Annotated in this window: 18 protein-coding genes and 2 tRNA genes; 8 read left to right on the top strand and 12 right to left on the bottom strand. The window is 67.4% G+C overall.

The annotated features are described in order from the left end of the window. Positions 1–537 precede the first annotated feature (537 nt). Positions 538–612, bottom strand: a tRNA-Gln gene (locus AC1DQP_RS05185). A 50-nt stretch (positions 613–662) separates the two neighbouring features. Continuing rightward, positions 663–739, bottom strand: a tRNA-Met gene (locus tag AC1DQP_RS05180). A gap of 120 nt (positions 740–859) precedes the next feature. Between AC1DQP_RS05180 and AC1DQP_RS05175 the strand changes: the two genes are divergently transcribed. The 3 genes from AC1DQP_RS05175 to bfr all read left to right on the top strand — a co-directional run bounded on the left by AC1DQP_RS05175 (position 860) and on the right by bfr (position 2683). Then, a complete protein-coding gene (locus tag AC1DQP_RS05175; RefSeq protein ID WP_256776567.1) occupies positions 860–1489 on the top strand; it encodes an RNA pyrophosphohydrolase in 630 nt (209 codons plus the stop codon). A gap of 186 nt (positions 1490–1675) precedes the next feature. Then, entirely contained in the window at positions 1676–1885 is a 210-nt protein-coding gene (locus tag AC1DQP_RS05170; protein WP_038685797.1) for a (2Fe-2S)-binding protein, read from the top strand. 327 nt (positions 1886–2212) lie between these two features. Then, positions 2213–2683, top strand: coding sequence for a bacterioferritin (gene bfr / locus AC1DQP_RS05165; protein WP_038685798.1), 471 nt, complete (start codon positions 2213–2215; stop codon positions 2681–2683). A 1-nt stretch (position 2684) separates the two neighbouring features. Here the strand turns inward: bfr and AC1DQP_RS05160 are convergent, their stop codons facing one another. Genes AC1DQP_RS05160 through AC1DQP_RS05150 form a run of 3 tightly spaced genes read right to left on the bottom strand, consistent with a single transcriptional unit; the run spans position 2685 to position 7573 of the window. After that, positions 2685–4982 (bottom strand): hybrid sensor histidine kinase/response regulator, encoded by a 2298-nt coding sequence (locus AC1DQP_RS05160; RefSeq protein ID WP_457318375.1) that lies wholly within the window; start codon positions 4980–4982, stop codon positions 2685–2687. 38 nt (positions 4983–5020) lie between these two features. Then, the gene (locus tag AC1DQP_RS05155) at positions 5021–6922 is read right to left on the bottom strand and encodes an EAL domain-containing protein (protein ID WP_457318374.1); all 1902 of its coding nucleotides are present in this window, start codon (positions 6920–6922) and stop codon (positions 5021–5023) included. Between the two features lie 21 nt (positions 6923–6943). After that, positions 6944–7573 carry a DUF4126 domain-containing protein gene (locus tag AC1DQP_RS05150; RefSeq protein WP_478051204.1) on the bottom strand — a complete coding sequence of 210 codons (630 nt, stop codon included), beginning with the start codon at positions 7571–7573 and terminating at the stop codon, positions 6944–6946. Between the two features lie 183 nt (positions 7574–7756). On the opposite strand from AC1DQP_RS05150, the gene AC1DQP_RS05145 reads away from it, so the two are divergent. The 5 genes from AC1DQP_RS05145 (at position 7757) to ampE (ending at position 11396) form a co-directional block, all read left to right on the top strand. Further along, entirely contained in the window at positions 7757–8509 is a 753-nt protein-coding gene (locus tag AC1DQP_RS05145; RefSeq protein WP_256776571.1) for a DUF6776 family protein, read from the top strand. A 4-nt stretch (positions 8510–8513) separates the two neighbouring features. Then, positions 8514–8972, top strand: a complete 459-nt coding sequence (locus tag AC1DQP_RS05140; protein ID WP_256776572.1) for a bactofilin family protein — start codon at positions 8514–8516, stop codon at positions 8970–8972. Between the two features lie 47 nt (positions 8973–9019). Beyond that, positions 9020–9409 (top strand): iron-sulfur cluster insertion protein ErpA, encoded by a 390-nt coding sequence (erpA, locus tag AC1DQP_RS05135; RefSeq protein WP_256776573.1) that lies wholly within the window; start codon positions 9020–9022, stop codon positions 9407–9409. A gap of 66 nt (positions 9410–9475) precedes the next feature. Further along, complete coding sequence (gene nudC, locus AC1DQP_RS05130; RefSeq protein ID WP_457318372.1) at positions 9476–10387, top strand: NAD(+) diphosphatase; 912 nt, start codon at positions 9476–9478, stop codon at positions 10385–10387. A gap of 115 nt (positions 10388–10502) precedes the next feature. Then, positions 10503–11396 carry a regulatory signaling modulator protein AmpE gene (ampE, locus tag AC1DQP_RS05125; RefSeq protein ID WP_457318371.1) on the top strand — a complete coding sequence of 298 codons (894 nt, stop codon included), beginning with the start codon at positions 10503–10505 and terminating at the stop codon, positions 11394–11396. Positions 11397–11420: 24 nt separating this feature from the next. On the opposite strand, the gene AC1DQP_RS05120 is transcribed toward ampE, so the two are convergent. From AC1DQP_RS05120 to yccS, 7 genes are all read right to left on the bottom strand, one after another. Further along, positions 11421–11840, bottom strand: a complete 420-nt coding sequence (locus AC1DQP_RS05120; protein ID WP_457318370.1) for a DUF2752 domain-containing protein — start codon at positions 11838–11840, stop codon at positions 11421–11423. Continuing rightward, positions 11840–12199, bottom strand: a complete 360-nt coding sequence (locus AC1DQP_RS05115) for a CD225/dispanin family protein (protein WP_478051203.1) — start codon at positions 12197–12199, stop codon at positions 11840–11842. Before AC1DQP_RS05115 ends, AC1DQP_RS05120 begins: the two co-directional genes overlap by 1 nt. Before the next feature lie 107 nt (positions 12200–12306). Continuing rightward, positions 12307–12729 (bottom strand): DUF2752 domain-containing protein, encoded by a 423-nt coding sequence (locus tag AC1DQP_RS05110; protein ID WP_457318368.1) that lies wholly within the window; start codon positions 12727–12729, stop codon positions 12307–12309. 64 nt (positions 12730–12793) lie between these two features. Next, positions 12794–13072 (bottom strand): CD225/dispanin family protein, encoded by a 279-nt coding sequence (locus AC1DQP_RS05105; RefSeq protein ID WP_457318367.1) that lies wholly within the window; start codon positions 13070–13072, stop codon positions 12794–12796. 210 nt (positions 13073–13282) lie between these two features. Then, complete coding sequence (locus tag AC1DQP_RS05100) at positions 13283–15172, bottom strand: MFS transporter (RefSeq protein ID WP_478051202.1); 1890 nt, start codon at positions 15170–15172, stop codon at positions 13283–13285. An 87-nt stretch (positions 15173–15259) separates the two neighbouring features. After that, positions 15260–16054, bottom strand: coding sequence for an SDR family NAD(P)-dependent oxidoreductase (locus AC1DQP_RS05095; protein WP_457318365.1), 795 nt, complete (start codon positions 16052–16054; stop codon positions 15260–15262). 135 nt (positions 16055–16189) lie between these two features. Next, the gene (gene yccS, locus AC1DQP_RS05090; RefSeq protein ID WP_478051201.1) at positions 16190–18367 is read right to left on the bottom strand and encodes a YccS family putative transporter; all 2178 of its coding nucleotides are present in this window, start codon (positions 18365–18367) and stop codon (positions 16190–16192) included. Between the last annotated feature and the right edge of the window lie 195 nt (positions 18368–18562).

Here is an 18562-nt window from a genome sequence, read left to right as displayed (position 1 = left end):
GCGACGGAGCTTACACGGATGTACTTGCAGCGTGTCCCGCCAACCCACCCGCGCCGACCCTCGACAGTTGGCTGGTGAGCAGGGGAAAAGCGAGGCAAAACGGGCGAGCGCCTGGGGGCGTTGAATCGGTAGTGCCGGCCGCTGGCCGGCAACCTCGTCGCCCATCCGCGAGCCGAGGGTGACGCTTGCGATGGTCGTGACCCCGATTGCGCTCTTCCATCATCCGGGCCGCTGGCCGTGCTGGCGTCATCGCCGATCAATCGCGGCGTATCTCGCCGTTGATGGCGAACGCTGCCTGCCCGCCTGCCCGCCTGCCCGCCTGCCCCCAATGGCGCCCAGCGCCCCTCCTGCACCATCAGGCGAAGCAGCCCCTTGGAGAGTCCAAGGGCGCGCGCCGACAGGCGCGGGGATGTGGAGGTAAGGGAGGCGGACCCCAGTCTTGCTGCGCAAGGTTGGGGTGCTGGGCGCATAGCGCCCAGCTAACTGCACCAAATAAAACAAAAGGCCTGATCTTTCGATCAGGCCTTTTGTTTTATTTGGCTGCCCCGGATGGATTCGAACCACCGAATGCCTGAGTCAGAGTCAGGTGCCTTACCGCTTGGCRACGGGGCAATATCTGCGTGCAAGTATTGCACTTTTTCCCTACAAAACCAAGCTGAACTTGGTGGCTATGGGTGGACTCGAACCACCGACCCCAGCATTATGAGTGCTGTGCTCTAACCGGCTGAGCTACATAGCCTAGGGAGCCGGTAATTCTGGAGATGTATCCGGGATCTGTCAACACTTTTTCATCACGCTTGTGAGTGGACAGCCGGCGTGTCACAGTCCCGGACAGTAGATTTTTCTAGGAGTCCGCATCGTGATCGATCCGGACGGCTATCGACCGAACGTCGGTATTGTGCTGATGCGGGAAGACGGGCAGGTGTTCTGGGCGCGACGTGTGCGCCGGGACGGCTGGCAGTTCCCGCAGGGCGGCATGAATACCGACGAGACGCCTGTCGAAGCCATGTATCGCGAGTTGCACGAAGAAACCGGGTTGTTGCCGGAGCACGTCGAAGTGCTCGGGGCGACGCCGGGTTGGCTTCGCTATCGGCTGCCGGCACGGGCCATCCGCCGCAATGAGAAACAGGTCTGCATCGGCCAGAAGCAGGTGTGGTTCCTGCTGCGGCTGGCCGGCGACGAATCCCATGTGTCGCTGGACCATACCGACAGCCCCGAGTTCGACCAGTGGCGCTGGGTGGATTTCTGGTACCCGGTCGAGCATGTGGTGATGTTCAAGCGCGGGGTCTATGCACGTGCGCTGCGCCATCTGGCGCCGTTGGCGCGGGGCGTGGCCGGCACCGGGGTGGAATCGATGCCCAAGTCCGCCCAGGAGGCCTGGATGCCCGGCAACACGGCCGGGCATGATCGGCCGCGCAAGCGCAGCACTCCGCCGCCCAAGCGGGGCTACTGGCCGAAGAAGGCCAAGGCCGAGCCGGGCACCCCCTGAGACGGCGCCACGACCCAGATCGTGGCTCCAGGGGCCGGTCCGGTCGACGATCTGCCGCCAAGTCCGGAGGGTGTGCACCGGGTCGCTGAACCGTATCGAGAATGATTCAGATACGAAATTGACAACCATTCTCGTTTCGATTTGAATAGCGGCAGGCCGATCCGGGCCTGTCTGCCGAGTCCGCACGTGTACGTCTGCATCTGCAACGGGGTTACCGACCACCAGATCCGCGAAGCCGCGCAAAGCGGTGTCGCAAGCGTGTCCGAACTGACCATGCGTACCGGCTGTGGTGCCACCTGCGGCTCGTGCCTGGATATGGCGGCCGACCTGCTGGCCAAGTTCAGCGCCACCCACGACCTGCCGTTGCCGGTGTTGGGCCTGGCCCAAGTTGCCTGAGGTACCTCTCCGCGCAACTGCGCGGTGCCTGCTGGGTTTCTCTTGAAAGAACGACCGAGACCGCCCCGCAAGGCGGCGCGTTGCGTGGTCCTTTAATCCGCGCTGCGTGGACTCAACCTATCCCGTCGGGTGGAGAGCTCCCTTGGAGTACAGGGGGCGCGCCAAAGCGCGCGGAGGTGTGGAGGCAACCCACCGACCCCGGGTTGCTAGCGGATCGTAGGCGTCGTGCCCAGTTGCGCGACGGCGCAACTGAGCACGATTCGCGTTCCTTCATGGTTTCGCCCGAAGCGCTACAGTGCGCGCGTTCACACGCAGCAGGAGCAGCTCATGAAGGGCGACGCCAAAGTCATCGAATTCCTCAACAAGGTCCTCTACAACGAGCTGACCGCGATCAACCAGTACTTCCTGCACGCCAAGATGCTGAAGAACTGGGGCCTGAAGGAACTGGCCGACCACGAGTACAAGGAATCGATCGAAGAGATGAAGCATGCCGACATGCTGTCCGATCGCATCCTGTTCCTCGAAGGCCTGCCGAACTTCCAGGCGCTGGGCAAGCTGCGCATCGGTGAGAACCCGACCGAGATCCTGCAATGCGATCTGGCGCTGGAGCGCGACGGTGTGGTCACCCTGCGTGATGCGGTGTCGTATGCCGACTCCGTGGGCGACTACGTGAGCCGCCAGCTGTTCGTGAAGATCCTGGATTCCGAAGAGGAGCACATCGACTGGCTGGAAACCCAGCTGGATCTGATCGAGCGCATCAGCGAGCCGAACTACCTGCTCACCAAGCTGGACGACTGAGTCAGCCCTGCAGCGGGGCGCGCAGGCCGTTCTGATAGCCGGCCAGCGCGATCCGCGCGCGGGCGAACTCGGCGATCAACAGCGCCACGGCCACGGCGGGGCGCTCCAGCGTGCCGGCGCGTGCGTCGTGTTCGATCCGACGTGCGGCCACCGACAGGGCGATGGCCCCGACATTGGCGCTGGCCGATTTCAGGCTGTGCGCGATGGCGCGCAGCTGGTCCAGGTCGGCGGCGACCGAGGCATCCTGCAACTGCTGGATCAGCGCGGGCGTGTCGTCCAGGAACACGCCGATGATCTGCGCGGTCTGCGCACCGATCACCTCCAGCAGTTCATCCAGCACGCTGTTGTCCAGCACCGGCAGCGGCTCGTCGCCGTTCTCGCCGACGCCGGCCGCGCCCAGGGCGGCCAAGCCTGCGGCGATGTCGGCCGGATCGGGCTCGCGCAGTGCCTGCACCGGCGTGTGTACCGCCGGCGCCTCGCCCTGCCAGCGCTGCAGACACGCCTGCAGCGAGGCGCGGTTGACCGGTTTGGACAGGTAATCGTCCATGCCGGCCTGCAGGCAGCGCTCGCGGTCGCCGGCCATGGCGTTGGCGGTCATCGCCACTACCGGCAGACGCGCGGCACCGTTCCCGGTTTCCCGCGCGCGCCAACGACGCGTGGCCTGGTAGCCATCCAGTACCGGCATCTGGCAATCCATCAGCACCAGGTCGAAGCGCTGGGTATCCAGGCGTTGCAATGCCTGCTCGCCATCGTTGGCGGTCACCACGCTGCACCCCAGCACCTGCAACAAGCGTTGGGCGACGGCCAGGTTGACGCTGTTGTCTTCCACCAGCAGCACGCGCAGGCCCAGCTGTGGCGACGGCTCGCGACCTGCATCGGCCTCGACATCAGCCAGCAGCGGCGCGGGGCGCGCGGGCGCGCTGGCGGGACGCAGCAGCGCATGCAGCTCGCTGTCGGCGGCGTCGCGTGGCAACGCCAGCGCATCGCCGAGCAGCACCGGTGCCAGCGCGTCCTTGCCCTGCAGCCACAGCAGTTTGGGGATGGGATCGCGTGCGTCGCGCAGGACCGCCCGGTGCAACGCGATGGCGCCGTGGCGCAGCGCGTCGGTGTCGGCGATCACCCAGGTCAACGCCGGTTCGATGCCGGGGCGCTGCGGCGCGCGCAGGATGTCCAGTGCGGTCGAGGCGCTGTCCACGACGTGCAGGCGCACGTCGTGGTGCTCCAGCACGCGTTCCAGGCGCGCGGCCAACGGTGCATCGGTGCTGACCAGCAGGGCGCGGGTGGTGCCGATGCCGCTGCCGAGCGTGGGCAGGTCGCCGATCACTTTCAACAGCGGAATCTCGAACCAGAACGTGGCGCCCTGGCCTGGCGTGGAGGTGACGCCGATGCGTCCGTGCATCAGGTCGATGATGCGTTTGCAGATCGCCAGCCCCAGCCCGGTACCGCCGTAGATGCGCGTGGTGGACGCATCGGCCTGGCTGAAGGACTGGAACAGGCGCGACTGCAGGGCCGCGTCGATGCCGATGCCGGTGTCGATGACCTCGAAGCGCAACTGATGCTGCGCGCTGGTTTCGCCCTGGCGCTGCACGCGCACGCGGATCTGGCCGCGCTCGGTGAACTTGATCGCGTTGACGAGCAGGTTGCCCAGCACCTGGCGCAGCCGCACCGGATCGCCCCGCACCGACAGCCGCACCGCCGGGTCCAGTTCCAGCGACAGCATCAGCGCCTTGGGATCGGCGGTGCGCTGCATCAGCTGGACCAGGCCTTCGAGCAGTTCGCGCAGGTTGAAGGTGGTGATCTCCAGGTCCAGGCCCTTGGCCTCCAGACGGGAGTAATCGAGGATGTCATCGACGATGCGCAGCAGCTGCTGCGAGCTGACCGTGGCGGTCTGCAGCATCTGGCGCTGGTCGTTGCCGAGCTGGCCGCCTGCGATCAGGTCCAGCATTGGCAGGATGCCGTTGAGCGGGGTGCGGATTTCGTGGCTCATGGTGGCGAGGAACTCGCCCTTGGCCAGCGCGGCGGCTTCGGCCGCCTGCTTGGCGCGCAGCAGTTCCTGCTCCAGTACATCCTGCTGCTGCACCGCGTGCTGCAGCTGGTCGCGCTCGCGGGCCAGCGCATCGCCGCGCCGCTGCAGCTGTTGCAGCCGCTGCTGGGTGTCGCGCCAGTGCTGCACGCAGGTCAGGCTGGCGATCATCGCCAGCACGGCAGCGGCGGCGGCGATGAGCGGCCACGGCCCGCGGCTGCCGAGGGCGGCCAGGATCGCGGCCGTGCCTGCAACGGCGGCGGCCATCGCTGCCAGCCAGAGTGCGCGTGRAACCCGTCCGTGGGTCGTCATGCTCACAACACCGCGTTGTGGAAGTCGAAGTTCAGTTCACTGCCCGCCGACTGCACCATGTTGCCCTGGATGAAGTCGACCCCGCCCATCCACATCGCGGCGGCAGCCTGCGGATCTTCAATCTGCTGGCCAATGATCTGCAGCCCGGCGCGGTGCGCGTTTTCGATCGCCGCGCGCAGCTCGTCGCGGGTGTGCTGGTTGGCATGGGCGCTGGAGAAGCGGGCTGCCATGCGCACATACGTGAGTGGAAGCTGGGTCAGTAGCGCGTTGGCGTCGCTGCCCGGCTCGAACTGGCTCAGGCAGAAGCGCACGCCCACCGCGCTCATGCGCGCGCAGAACTGCTGCAGGGTGACGGTGTGGATCAGCGCGTCGGGCAGGCGTACGTCGATGACCACCGCGCTGCCGGGGATCTGGCGACGTTCCAGCGATTCCAGCAGCCAGTCGGCGAAGGCGTCGCGCGCCAGCGTGCGCAGCGACTGCGACACGAACAGATGCAACGGCTGGGTGGCGTGGCGGTAGAGATCGAGCAGCCCGAGGGCGTGATCGAGGACCTGCTGGTCCAGGTCGGCGATGCGCCCGGCCGCTTCGGCGGCGGGAATCACCTGGCCGGCAGTGAGCACGCTGCCATCGGCCTGGCGCAGCCGCAGCAGCACCTGGTACTGCGCGGTGTCGCCACCGGCCACGGCCACGATCGGCTGGTAGGCCAGTTCGAGCTGGCCTTCCAGCAGGGCCAGGTGTTCCTGTGCGGCGACATCCTCGCGGCGCACGTGCGCGGCCACGCCGGCGCTGAGCAGCCGGGCCTGCAGCGTGGTGCGCTCGACCGCTTCCAGCGCGGTGCCGGCATCGCTGAAGCCCAGCGACAGCTGCGCATGCCCGACCACCCCGCGCAGGTGCACCGATTCGTCATCGCGGATCACGAACGCGCGCGCGGACAGCTGCTCGCGCAGGTGCTGGGCCATCTTGTCCAGGCTTTCCTCGTCGACGCCACGCGCCAGCACCAGGAAGCTGTTGTCGTTCAAGCGCGCCAGCAGGTGCGGCTGCGCTGCATCGGCCAGGCGCTGCGCGGCCTGCACCATCAGCCGCTCGAACGCGGCATAGCCGTAGCGTTCGCGCAGGCCCAGCGCACTGGCCACTTCGATGAAGAACAGCCCGCCGTGATCGCGGTGCGCCAGCGACGCGGCCAACTGCTGCATCACGTGGTGACGGGTGGGCAGGCCGGTCTCGGGATTGTTCATCGCCGGGGCGCCGTGCGCGCCGGGCTGCGAGGCGGCCTGCGCACGGGCGCGGCGAATCCGGTTGGACACGGCGGCGATCAGGTGGCGCGGACGGATCGGCTTGCTGAGGAAATCGTCGGCGCCGCTGTCGAGCACTTCGAACTGGCGCTCCGGATCCGGGTCCCCGCTGAGGAACACGATCGGCAGCAGCTGCTGACCCGGTTGCTGGCGGATCAGCGCGGTCAGGCGCATGCCGTCCAGGCCGGGCAGGTGCAGGTCCATCAGGATCAGGTCGGGGCGGTTCTCGGCGATCGCCTGCTGCACGCCTTCGGCATCGCTGTGCACGATGGCTTCCATCCCGGCGCCGTGAAGCACGCTCTGCGCGAACAGGGCCTGCGAGCGGTCGTCTTCAACGATCAGTACCCGATACGGTGCATCCAGGGCCAGCGGCGTGGCGCCGTCGTCCGGTTGGGACGTTTCCAGAGCGGGCAGGGGCGGCATCGGCGGCGGCATCGGTGCAACGGCAATGGCAGCGGTGAGCGGCACCACGTTGCTCGGCGCCGCGACGGGCGCGGGCGTCCCGACCCAGCGCTGCCAATGGTCGGCCGGCGGGGTTTCAGCGCGCGTGGCGCGGGCGGATGCAACAACGTTTTCGGTGACGGCCATCAGTACTCCCAGTCTGCGGCGCAATTATGCCGTGCGTGCTCCGGTTTACGGTGGCAGCACGTCGCGGTTCGTCAGTACATCCGGCGCTGGGCTGGCCTGCCCGAGCAGCCAGCGCATGCCTTTCCACAAGGTGCGCCAGACCAGCCACACCACCAGCGCGCCGGCCAGGCTGCAGCCGATCACCACGATCAGGGCCAGCCACGGATGCGCCAGTGCCAGCGCCAGCCCGCCGACCACCACCGTGTCCTCGGCGGCCGAGGCCATCCAGTTGCTGGCCGGTTCGGGCGAGGTATTGAGCAGGGCGCGGGTGCCGGACTTCAATCCATGGCTGGTCAGTGCCACCCCGGCGCCGGCGACCAGCGCGGTGCCGCTGAGCTCGCCGCTGGGCGACAACGTGGCCGCGGCCAGGAAGGCGCCAGCCGGGACCCGTGCCAGGGTCTGGACCAGGTCCCAGACCGAATCCACCCCGGGGATCTTGTCGGCGAAGAACTCGGCGATGGCCAGCACCGCCGAGGTGCCCAGCACCCACCAGGATTGGGTGGCCTGCAGCGCCGGCGGCAGATCGACCCAGCCGAGCAGCCCGGCCAGGCCCACGCCGAATACGGTCAGGTACGCGCGGATGCCGGCCAGCCAGGCCAGCAGGATGCCGATGACGAACAGATGGGCTTCGGTCATGGGATGCGCTCCGCCTGCAAAGTGTGCACAGGCCCACACTATCGGGGATGACGTCGATGAACGCCACCGCCGGCCACGCCCCGGGGCGCGTGAAATGGGCCGACCCTGACTTACACTAACCAGTCGATCGTTCCGACAGAGGCCGTGCCGGTATCGCCTTGGGCGCTGCCGCGGACATCCGCCATGAGCAACCCCACACCGTCCCGTATCCAGATCCGCCGGCCCGGCAACGCGCCCGCGCCCGATCGCCGTCGCCTGGCCATCCTGGCCGGGGTGTGGCTGGTCACCTTGATCGTGGCGGTGCTGGTCGGCCGCTGGACCGCCGGCCCCGGCGGCGACGTGGGCAAGCAGCTGGACGCCGCACAGGCGCACGCGGACGCGCTCAACAAGCAGGTGGTGGAACTGCAGCAGCGCCAGGCCACGCTGCAGGCCTCCGACCGCATCAGCCGCGCGGCCAACAATGAAGTGCAGACCTCGCTGGGCGAGCGCGATGAAGAGATCGCCGGGCTGCGCGCGGACGTGGCCTTCTACGAGCGTCTGGTCGGGGCGACCAGCCAGCGCAAGGGCCTGAACACCCATTCGGTCGAGTTTGCCCCGGAAACCGGCGGCACCTGGCAGTACGCGGTGGTGCTCACCCAGAACCTGAACCGTGGCGCGATCAGCCAGGGCCAGATGCGTTTCACCGTAGAAGGCGTCAAAGGCGGCAAGCTGACCTCGGTCAGCTGGGACGAGCTGCACCAGCGCACCAAGGTACCGGGCCAGGACTATTCCTTCCGGTACTTCCAGCAGCTCACCGGCAGCATCATCCTGCCGAAAGACTTCACCCCGCAACGTGTGCGGGTCACGCTGGGATCGGGCGCGGGGGGCGCCACCCAGGTTTTTGATTGGAAGCAGGCCGGCGCACCGGCTGCACCATCGGCAAAAGAAGGGGAGTAAGCCCATGTTTGGCAGCAATAAATCCAACCGCGACGGACATCTGGTCGTGGACGCGCTGATCGGCGCGCAGGTGGTGATCCGCGGTGATGTGGAATTCAGTGGGGGCCTGTACGTGGAAGGCACCATCCTGGGCAAGGTGATCGCCGCCGACGGCGCAGCCAATGCCACCCTGACGCTGGCCGAGCAGGGCAGCATCGAGGGTGAGATCCGTGCCCAGGTGGTGGTCATCAGCGGCCGCCTGGACGGGGATGTGCACGCCAGCGAGAAGGTCGAGCTGACCCCGACCGCGCGGGTGACCGGCAACATCCACTATCAGGTGGTGGAAATGAACGCCGGGGCCCAGCTGACCGGTCGCCTGATCCACGGCAACGCCCAGATGGCCCTGCCGCCGCCGGCCGATGAAAACGCCGACAAGGGCAAGGACAGCAGCGCCCGCAAGAAGCTTGCCGACGCGATGGCCTGAACGGGCAATCGCTTGAAAGCGTGCTCATGCGCCCCCATGCTGGGGACATGAGCACGCTTGTTTCCCTGCCCGGCGCCCCCGCGCCCGCGCCGAACTACCAGTCGCTGGACCGTCCCCTGAACTTCACCGAGGCCGCTGCGGCCAAAGTGAAGGAACTGATCCAGGACGAGGCCAGTACCTCGCTTGCCCTGCGCGTCTATATCCAGGGCGGTGGCTGCTCGGGCTTCCAGTACGGCTTCGAGTTCGATGAGAACCGTGCCGAGGACGACCTGGCCGTGGACACCAACGGAGTCACTCTGCTGGTCGATCCGCTGAGCCTGCAGTACCTCATGGGCGCCGAGGTCGATTACACCGAGAGCCTGACCGGCGCGCAGTTCGTGATCCGCAATCCGAACGCCAAGACCACCTGCGGCTGCGGCAGCAGTTTCAGCATGTGATCGGGCGGCACCGGCGACCCGACGGGTGGGCCGGTGCTTGCCACTGTCGTCGAAGTTGGGCAGGCTTTGCGTATGTCGAGATTTTCTTCGCCGCTGTCCGGTTTCGCCTTCACCACCGAACCCCTCGAACGTGCCGATACGCTGCGTGATGACGCCGACGCGTTGGCACGCCTGTGGCCCGATGCGCATGTGCTGGTCATGGACCAGGACGGCCGCGCGCTGGCCGGGGACGATGGCCAGCCCCTGCCGCTGACCGGCGCGCAGGTGGGCGGGGGGCCGGGGACCGCGATCTTCCTGGGCCTGCGCGCCGAACGCGCCTGGTTCTCGCTGGAAGCATCCGCCCTGGATGTCACCGCCCCGCAACGGGTGGACCTTCGTGAATCGGCCACGACGTGGTCGGCCGCCGATGCCAGTGCGTTCTGCTACGCACGCGGCATGTCCTACTGGCACTCGCGCACGCGCTTCTGCGGCGTCTGCGGCGGTGCGGTCACCTTCTCGCGCGGCGGCTTCGTCGGCCGGTGCGCGCAATGCGGCACCGAGCATTACCCACGGGTGGACCCGGCGGTGATCGTGGCGGTGGAAAACAACGGGCGCCTGCTGCTCGGGCGCCAGGCCAACTGGGCGCCGCGCCGCTACTCGGTGCTGGCCGGGTTCGTCGAACCGGGCGAGTCGCTGGAACAGACCGTGGTGCGTGAAGTCTTCGAAGAGAGCAAGGTGCGCGTACGCGAATGCCGCTACCTGGGCACCCAGCCGTGGCCGTTCCCCGGCGCACTGATGCTGGGCTTTGCCGCCACCGCCGAGGACGACGTGCCGACGGTGAACGGTGAACTGGAAGATGCCCGCTGGTTCACCGCCGAGGAAGTGGGCGCGGCGCTGGCCCGGGATGTCGAAGACGACGGACAGGGCATCCGCCTGTCGCCACCGATTTCGATCTCGCGCAGCCTGATCGAACACTGGTACCGCCAGCAGGTGGGCTGATCGCGAGCCGGCGTTGCCGCTGGCTGAACACGTGACGGCGTACATTACCAACGGCCCCGGGGAATTGCCGGGCCGCAGGGCATAGTAGCGGCCAGAAACCGCGCCGGAGGCTTACATGTTCACCACCCTCGTCGCCGTGCTGGTCGCCTTGGCCCTCGGCCATGTCGCGCCTGTCGCGGCGGTGGCGCTGCGCCGCTTCGGACTGTACCGGCGCTGGCTGCAATGGCTGGACGTGCACGCGGCACCCTCGGGCTTCTGGCGTGGCCGCCAGGGCTGGATCGTGGCGCTGCTGCCGTGGGTGCTGCTGCTCCTGCTGGTGCAGTGGGCGCTGCACGGCCGCCTGTTCGGCCTGCCCTCGCTGCTGCTGGGCGTGGCCACGCTGGTGATCTGCTGGGGCCCGCGCGATCTGGACCGTGATGTCGAGGCGGTGATCGATGCCGATGATGCCCCGACCCGACACGTGGCGATCGCGCAGCTGCAATCGGCCGGTGGCAGCCTGCACGAGGACGTGCCGTCCTTGGTCGAGGCGACGGTGCTCAATGCGCTGCGGCGCTGGTTCGCGGTGCTGTTCTGGTTTCTGTTGCTGGGGCCGGTGGGTGCGTTGGCGTATCGGCTGCTGGCGTTGCTGGCGGTGGGCCCGATGCGTTCGCTGGCGACAGTGGACTGCATGGCCGGGGCGCGCATCGTACTGGGCTGGCTGGAATGGCCGGTGGCGCAGCTGATGTCGCTGTCGATGGCGTTGGTGGGCAATTTCGATACGGCCTACAAGGCGTGGCGACAGGCGCACGGCAACCAGTGGGCGGGCTCGACGGTGTTTCTGGGTGCGGTGGCGCGTGCCAGCGTGAGCGCGGAGCTGCGCGAAGACGCGCACGATTACAGCGATGCGGGCATGGTGCCGGTGTGGCGCCGCCTGCCGGAACTGCGCGATGCGATGAGCCTGGTGTGGCGGATGCTGTTGCTGTGGATGGCCGCGCTGGCGCTGCTGGTGATTGCCGGCTGGGTGACCTGAGCGGTCGTCACGACGCTGGGGCGATCAGCCCGGTGCGAGCCAGGTAAACGGAACCCACGGCAGGTTGCGCGCGATCCAGTACAGCGGCAACAGGGTCAGCCAGAAGGCAGGCTTCATCAACAGGGATATCAACGGCTGCATCCAGTGCGGACGCCAGCCGAGTGCCCAGCCCAGCACCAGCGGTGCGATGGCCAGCATCACCATCGCCAGGGGATTCATCGACAGCGCGGTGAGCACATCGCCGTGGACCAGCGCGTGCAGCGCCCGCGTCAGTCCGCAGCCGATGCAGTAATAACCGGTGACGGCAAAGAAGCTGCACGGCGGGAACGGGCTGTTGGCGGCGTTGGGATCGAAATGGCGCAAGGCCCAGATCCCCGCCCCGGTGGCGATCGCCACCGGGGGGAGCGCGGCCAGCAACCAGCGCTTGCCGTGCAGCAGCGTCATCAGTGGCTGCTTTCCATCTGCTGCTGGAACTGCTGGATCTGCTCCATGTAGCCGTCGACGCCGACGAAGGCCAGCCAGATGACCGAGAACAGCGTGGAAGCGATCAGGATGCCGGTGGTGACCCAGGCCCAGATCTTGGCGTTCTTGGATGCCTGGCGCGCAGCGACCAGGTCGCCMTGGTTGAGCAACGTGTTGACCTTGTTGGCGAACACGATGGCCACGATGCCGGTAGCGATCGCCGGGAAGCTCAGGCACGACACGCAGCACATGAAGAAGGCCAGCACGGTGACGACGATCGACCAGATCAGGTAGTTCGGAACGGTACCGGAGGCTGGCGGCAGCGGGGCAGTGGCATTCATTGGGCAAACTCCATGTTCTTGGGGTGGGGTGCATGGCGCGGATCGGCCGCACTGGGCGGTAATCTAACCGATATGGGAACCCGTGCTGTTTCAGCCGGCGCGCCTGCTCAACCGGGCGCGAGCCAGGAGAATGGCGCCCACGGCAGGTTTCTGAGCACGGCATAGCCCACCAGCAGGACCAGCCAGAACACTGGGCTGGCCAGCACGCGCATCACCGGGTTGAGCCAACGCATGCGCACCCCGGCGCCGTGCAGCAGCATCAACAGCAAGAATGGCAGGGCAGTCACCAGCAGGGGATTCATTGCCAGGGCGCCGTGCCAGTCCAGGTGGACCAGCGAGTAGAGGCAGCGGGTGCTGCCGCAGCCCGGGCAATACAGGCCCGTCAATGCATACAGGGGACAGCCCGGCAGAGCACTGTGCTGCGCGTACGGATTGACGTTGCGCAGGAGGATCACCGCGCCCACGGCGAGGCCCGCGACGGCGGCGGTCGGGGTCCAACGGACGAGGGTGGCGCGCGATTGCGGGGTCATGACAGTGGAACGGCCTGGCGGCGGAACCGGTGGGAGTTCCGCCGCCAGGCCGTCCGGGCACGCATCAGTAGCTGCTGTTGCTCAGCGCGCCAATGCCGCCCATCGCCATCACCAGCACGAAATACAGCACCAGACCGACGACGCCAGCAATGGCCGACCACATCGCCCACTTCTTCGCCTTGTCCGAAGAGTCGCGCGCGCCGGCGATGTCACCGGCGGCGATCTTGCCGTTGACCTGGGCGGCGTACACGATGGAGACGATGCCGCCGGGCAGGCAGCAGAACAGGGTAGCCAGGATGGCCCAGACCAGGTGGTTCGGAATCTGCGGAGCAGTGGCGTTCATTTGGAAAACTCCATTTTTTAGGGTGGGTTTGACTCGGTTGGAGCGTGGTGAACGGCACACATGCGACGGCGACATCATGGTTTTGTGCAGTCAATGCCTCAGTGGCATCGACCGCTGCCCGCGCTGGCCTACGCGGATGTGCTTTCCCGGGCGCTAATCTACCCGATGGGCCGCTGGATGTATGCGTTTACATCCCTACCGCACAGTGTCTCAGCCGTTTTCCCCGCGGAGTTGGCGGACCTGCTGTTCCAGCGCCTCGGCGGTGGCGGTCCGACCGGGTACGGCCGGCGCGGCAGCCACCTCGATATGGGCGCGGAAGCGGCGCGGGACGCGCATGCGGCCCAGGCGGGTGTCGCGACGGCTCCACATGCTGGCCCACATCCCGCGCAGCGCCATCGGCACCACCGGCACCGGGCGCCGTTCGAGGATCTTTTCGACGCCGGATTTGAACGCGGCCATGTCGCCGTCGCGGGTGAGCGCGCCTTCGGGGAAGATGCAGACCAGTTCGCCCTCGGCCAGCGCCTTGTCCACTTCATCGAAGGCGGCCTGCATCAGCGCCGGGTCCTCGCGCGCGCCGGCAATGGGAATCGCCTTGGCCGTGCGGAAGATCCAGCGCATCACCGGGATGTTGAAGATCTTGTAGTACATGACAAAGCGCACCGGGCGCGGGATCGTCGCCGACAGGATCAGCGCGTCCATGTAGCTGACGTGGTTGCAGACGATCAACGCAGCGCCCTCGTCGGGCACGTTGTTCTCGATCCCGTGCAGGCGCAATCGGTACAGGCCGCGCACCATCACCCAGCTGAGGAAACGCATCAGGAATTCGGGGACGATGGTGAAGATGTAGATCGCCACCACCGCATTGGCTATGGCCAGCGCCAGGAACAGCTGCGGGATTGTCCAGCCGAGCAGGCGCTGGGTGATCAGGCCGAGCATGGCGGCCAATACGATGAAGCCGGAGTTCTGGATGTTGAGCGCGGCGAACACGCGCGACATTTCCGACTTCGGCGTGCGGCTCTGGATCAGCGCGAACAGCGGCACCACGAAGAAACCGGTGAACAGGCCGATGCCGATCAGGTCGATGATGATGCGCACGCTGCCGGCATGCTGCACGAACTGCAGGATCGACATGCCGGCGGCCGCCGACTCACCGGCACGGGCGAAGTACAGGTCGAGCATGAAGGCGGTCATGCCGAAGGCGCCCAGCGGCACCAGCCCGATTTCGACGGTACGCCCGGAGAGCTTTTCGCACAGCAGCGAGCCGGTGCCGGTGCCGACCGAGAACAGGGCCAGGGCAAAGATATACAGCGTGGAGCCGCCGCCCAGATTGACCTCGGCGTAGGTGGGCAGCTGCGAGGTCAACATGGTGCCGACGAACCAGAACCAGGACACGCCGAGGATCGCGTTGCTGACCGCCTTCTGCTTCTTGGCCATGCGCAGCACGGCCAGTGATTCGGGCAGCGGGTTCCAATTGATCTTCAGGTCCGGGGCGCCGGCATCGACCTTGGGGATCATCCGCGCGGTGAGGTTGCCAGCCACGGCCAGGGCAATTACCGCCGTGGCGGCCACGATCGGGCCGTGACTGCCGGCCAGCTGGAAGATCAGGCCGCCGGCGATCATGCCGGTCAGGATCGACAGCGAGGTGCCCATCTCGACCAGGCCGTTACCGCCGGTGAGTTCCTCAGGCTTGAGGATCGAGGGCAGCACCGAGTACTTCACCGGCCCGAACAAGGTGGACTGCATGCCGGTGCAGAACAGCGCCACCAGCAGGACCGGCATGCTTTCGGTGAGGAAGCCGACCGCGGCCAACGACATGATCACGATCTCCATGGTGGTGGTGATCACGATCAGGCGCGACTTCTCCAGCTTCTCTGCGATCTGCCCGGCCAGGGCCGAGAACAGGAAGTAGGGCAGGATGAAGATCGCCGGGGCCAGGTTGGTGTACAGCGAGCGTTCTTCGATCGGCGTGCCGAGGAAGAACAGCAGGCCGATGATCGCCTGCCGGTAGATGTTGTCGTTGAACGCACCCAGCGACTGGACGATGAAGAACGGCAGGAAACGACGCTGTTTAAGCAGGGCGAACTGGCTGTGGCCGGACATGGAAACTCCTTGCGAACCGGCGCAGCCTAGCACTGTCGCCGTTCGCGCAGGATGGCAGCGGCGCCGCCCGCGCGTTGCCCTGCCGGCTCAGAGGATGTCGTCGACCACGCCGCCGTCCACCCGCAGCGCCGCGCCGGAGGTAGCCGAGGCCTGTGCCGAGGCCAGGTAGACCACCATGTTGGCCACCTCCTCGACGCTGGCCGCGCGCTGGATTACCGAGCTGGGGCGGTGGGCCATGACGAAGTCGCGGCCGAGGTCTTCCAGCGATTTGCCGGTGCGTGCGCGCTCGTCTTCCATCATCGCGGCGAAGCCATCGGACAGGGTCGGGCCGGGCAGTACCGCATTGACGGTGACGCCGCTGCCGGCCACGCGCTTGGCCAGCCCGCGCGACAGCCCGAGCAGGGCGGTCTTGGTGACGCCGTAATGGATCATGTCGGCGGGAATGTTGCGGGCCGATTCGGAGGACAGGAACAGCACCCGACCCCAGCCGCGCTCGACCATGGCCGGCAGCAGGGCGCGCGACAGGCGTACCCCGGACATCACGTTGGTCTGCCAGTACTTTTCCCAGGTGGCGTCATCGGTCTCGAAGAAGTCCTGTGGGCCGAAGATGCCGGCGTTGTTGACCAGGATGTCGATCGGCGGCAGCGCGGCCAGCAGGGCGTCCACGCCGGCCGCGTCGGACAGATCGGCGACCGCGCCCACCAGGCGGGCGTCGGGCAGGGCCTGGCGCAGGGCGGCCAGGGCCTTGTCGACCGAGGCCTGGCTGCGGCCGTTGACCACCACCTGTGCACCAGCGGCCGCCAACCCGTGGGCGATGCCGTGACCGATGCCGGCGGTGGAGGCGGTGACCAAGGCGGTCTTGCCGGAGAGATCCAGTTGCATGTGCGTGTCCTTGAGCGGGGAAGGCACCTGGAGTCTGCACGGGCGGCGGTAGCGGCAACGTGCAGCGGGTGCCTCCGCCCCATCGGGGCGCGCGCATGGCAACGCGGGTGTTGCAAACGTGTCGTGGGGGAGGACTCAGCGCAGGGTGCGCGCGGCCTCGTTGGCGGCGCCGCGCAGCTTGGGCAGCAGGCGCAGCATCAGCCCCATCTGGGTGCGGATCAGCTGCAGCTTCGGCGGCATGGCGTCGGTGACCTGTTCCAGCTGCTCGGCCAGGGCGCGGTCGCCGTCGTTGTCGGCTTCCTCCACCGGTTGCCGCTGTTCCAGCGCGGCGGCGATCTGCTGCATGGCCTGCTCCACGCGCTCGCCGCCGGCCAGCGCCTGCGGGTCCTGCGCGTAGCTGTCCAGCTGGGTGCGGTGCGCACCGAGTGCGGACAGGTGGCCGAGCAGGGTGTTGGACAGCGCCAGGAAGCGGAAGCCCGCATCCAGGTTGCGGCGCACGTGGCCGGGTTCGCGCAGCATGTTCGACAGCGCGGTGGACAGGGCGGCATCGGCGTTGTGCATGTCGCGGCGGGCGATGCGGTAGGCCAGGTCGTCCTGCATGCCGCTGCCGTACTGGCCCAGCACCGCATCCAGGTAGCGCGCGCAGTTGGCCAGCACGCGCGCCATCACCAGGTTCAGCCGCCGGCCCTGCCAGTCGGGCAGGATCAGGAACGCGGCCGCGGCGGCGATCGCGCAGCCGAGCAGGGTGTCGACCAGCCGCGGCCAGATCAGCAGGTAGCCATCGCCGATCAGGTTGAAGCAGGTCAGCGCCATCACCGTGATGGCCGCCGAGGCCACCAGGTAGCGGTCGCTGCGGGTGAAGAAGAACAGCAGCGCCGAGAGCAGGGCGATCAGCAGTTCGATGCGCAGGTCCTGGAACAACTGCATCAACGCCCAGGTCAGCACCAGCCCGATCAGGGTGCCGGCGATGCGCTGGGCCAGGCGTTGGCGGGTGGCACCAAAATGCGGGCGGCACACGAACACGATGGTGAGCAGCACCCAGCCGCCGTTCTGGGCGTTGAACAGGCGGATCGCGGCGAAGCCGACCACCAGGGCCAGCGCCATGCGCAGGCCGTGGCGGAACAGCACCGAGCCGGGGGTGAGCTGCTGGCGGATGCGTACGAACATCTCACGCAGCGTGTGCGGGTTGGTGTCGCGCAGGCGGGTGTCGACGTTGTCCAGGGTGGCTTCGGAATTGGCCGCTTCGGACAGCCGCCGTTCGATGCTCTGCAGGTTCTGGCCGAGCAGTTCCAGCGAGGACAGCAGGCGTTGCCACTGCGGGTTGTGCTGGGCGCGCAGCCAGGTGAGCGAATCGGTGAGGTCGGCGGTGGCCTGTTTGGTGCGTTCGCCGTACTGGAACGGGCGGCGCAGGCGAATGGCCATGCCAAGGTTGGCGCAGGCCTCGCCCTGCAGCGAGAGCAGGCGCTGGCAGCGATACAGCACGTCGCTGTGGAAGAAGGCGTCGGTGAGCGCGCCGTAGGGGTAGTGCGAGGAGCTGGCGCGTTCGTGGAAGTCCTGGGCCATGTAGTACATGCGCAGATACAGGCCGGACTGCACGCCGGGCCGGCCGGAGCGGCCAAAGCGGGCGAGGATGGCGGTCTTGGCGATGTTCAGCGCCTCGACGACGCGGCGGTTCTGTTCGGCCAGGGCGAGCTGACGCTTCTGCAGGTCGGCATCGCGGACCGGTTCGAACAGGTCGGCCTTGAGCTGCAGGTAGCGGCCCAGTTCGAGGAACAGGCGGTTGAGGCGTTCGCGGATGGGGCGGTTGGCGAACAGGGCGGTCCACAGGATGGAGAGCAGGCCGTACCAGAGCGCGCCGGCGAGCAGGTGGCTGACGGCACTGAAGGCCTGCGCGCGGTCGCTGGCGCCATGCTGTTCCAGGGCGATCATGGTGTAGATGGCCAGGGTGACCGTCGCCTGGGCGATGGAGGCGTAGCGTTCGCCGAGCGCGCCGAGCAGGGTGAGGCCGAAGGTGGACAGGGCCAGGGCGGCGATGAACAGCCAGGGCCAGGCAAACAATTCGACCACGGCAGCGGCGGCGATGACGAAGCAGAGCAGGGACAGGGCGACCGATTTGGTGCGGCCCCACCAGTTGTCGTCGGTTTCGGCAATGGCGCTGGCGATGATGCCGAGGAAGACGCCGGGCAGCGCGGGCAACTGGTCCAGGTGCCAGCAGATGCCCATGGCCACCGACAGCGCGATGAACACACGCAGGCCATAGCTGGCCTTTTCATGCGCCCACAGGCGGCTGAGGCGGGATTCTCGGGCAGTCATGCGGGCTCAGGGTGTGGGGCGACCCATTATTGCCGGTGGGGGGTGAAGGGGACAGCGTCGGTGTTTCAACGTCAAAAGCGTCGCGATCTGTTTCCACCGGTCTGGGCCGTGCGCAACGGAAATACGGGTAGTGCCGAGCCATGCTCGGCATCGCGCGAGGCGCGGCCTCCAATCCAGGACCCTCCAATCCAGGAC

The sequence above is a fragment of the Stenotrophomonas sp. P5_A8 genome (assembly GCF_056400545.1).
Note: the sequence above shows the minus strand (reverse complement) of the source record. Positions and strands in the feature narration are given on the sequence as shown.

Coding starts and splice junctions, on each gene's coding strand:
- bfr (WP_038685798.1), top strand. CDS start 2,213: ATGAAGGGCGACGCCAAAGTCATCGAATTCCTCAACAAGGTCCTCTAC.
- AC1DQP_RS05150 (WP_478051204.1), bottom strand. CDS start 7,573: ATGACCGAAGCCCATCTGTTCGTCATCGGCATCCTGCTGGCCTGGCTG.
- AC1DQP_RS05145 (WP_256776571.1), top strand. CDS start 7,757: ATGAGCAACCCCACACCGTCCCGTATCCAGATCCGCCGGCCCGGCAAC.
- AC1DQP_RS05140 (WP_256776572.1), top strand. CDS start 8,514: ATGTTTGGCAGCAATAAATCCAACCGCGACGGACATCTGGTCGTGGAC.
- erpA (WP_256776573.1), top strand. CDS start 9,020: ATGAGCACGCTTGTTTCCCTGCCCGGCGCCCCCGCGCCCGCGCCGAAC.
- ampE (WP_457318371.1), top strand. CDS start 10,503: ATGTTCACCACCCTCGTCGCCGTGCTGGTCGCCTTGGCCCTCGGCCAT.
- AC1DQP_RS05120 (WP_457318370.1), bottom strand. CDS start 11,840: ATGACGCTGCTGCACGGCAAGCGCTGGTTGCTGGCCGCGCTCCCCCCG.
- AC1DQP_RS05110 (WP_457318368.1), bottom strand. CDS start 12,729: ATGACCCCGCAATCGCGCGCCACCCTCGTCCGTTGGACCCCGACCGCC.
- AC1DQP_RS05105 (WP_457318367.1), bottom strand. CDS start 13,072: ATGAACGCCACTGCTCCGCAGATTCCGAACCACCTGGTCTGGGCCATC.
- AC1DQP_RS05100 (WP_478051202.1), bottom strand. CDS start 15,172: ATGTCCGGCCACAGCCAGTTCGCCCTGCTTAAACAGCGTCGTTTCCTG.
- AC1DQP_RS05095 (WP_457318365.1), bottom strand. CDS start 16,054: ATGCAACTGGATCTCTCCGGCAAGACCGCCTTGGTCACCGCCTCCACC.
- yccS (WP_478051201.1), bottom strand. CDS start 18,367: ATGACTGCCCGAGAATCCCGCCTCAGCCGCCTGTGGGCGCATGAAAAG.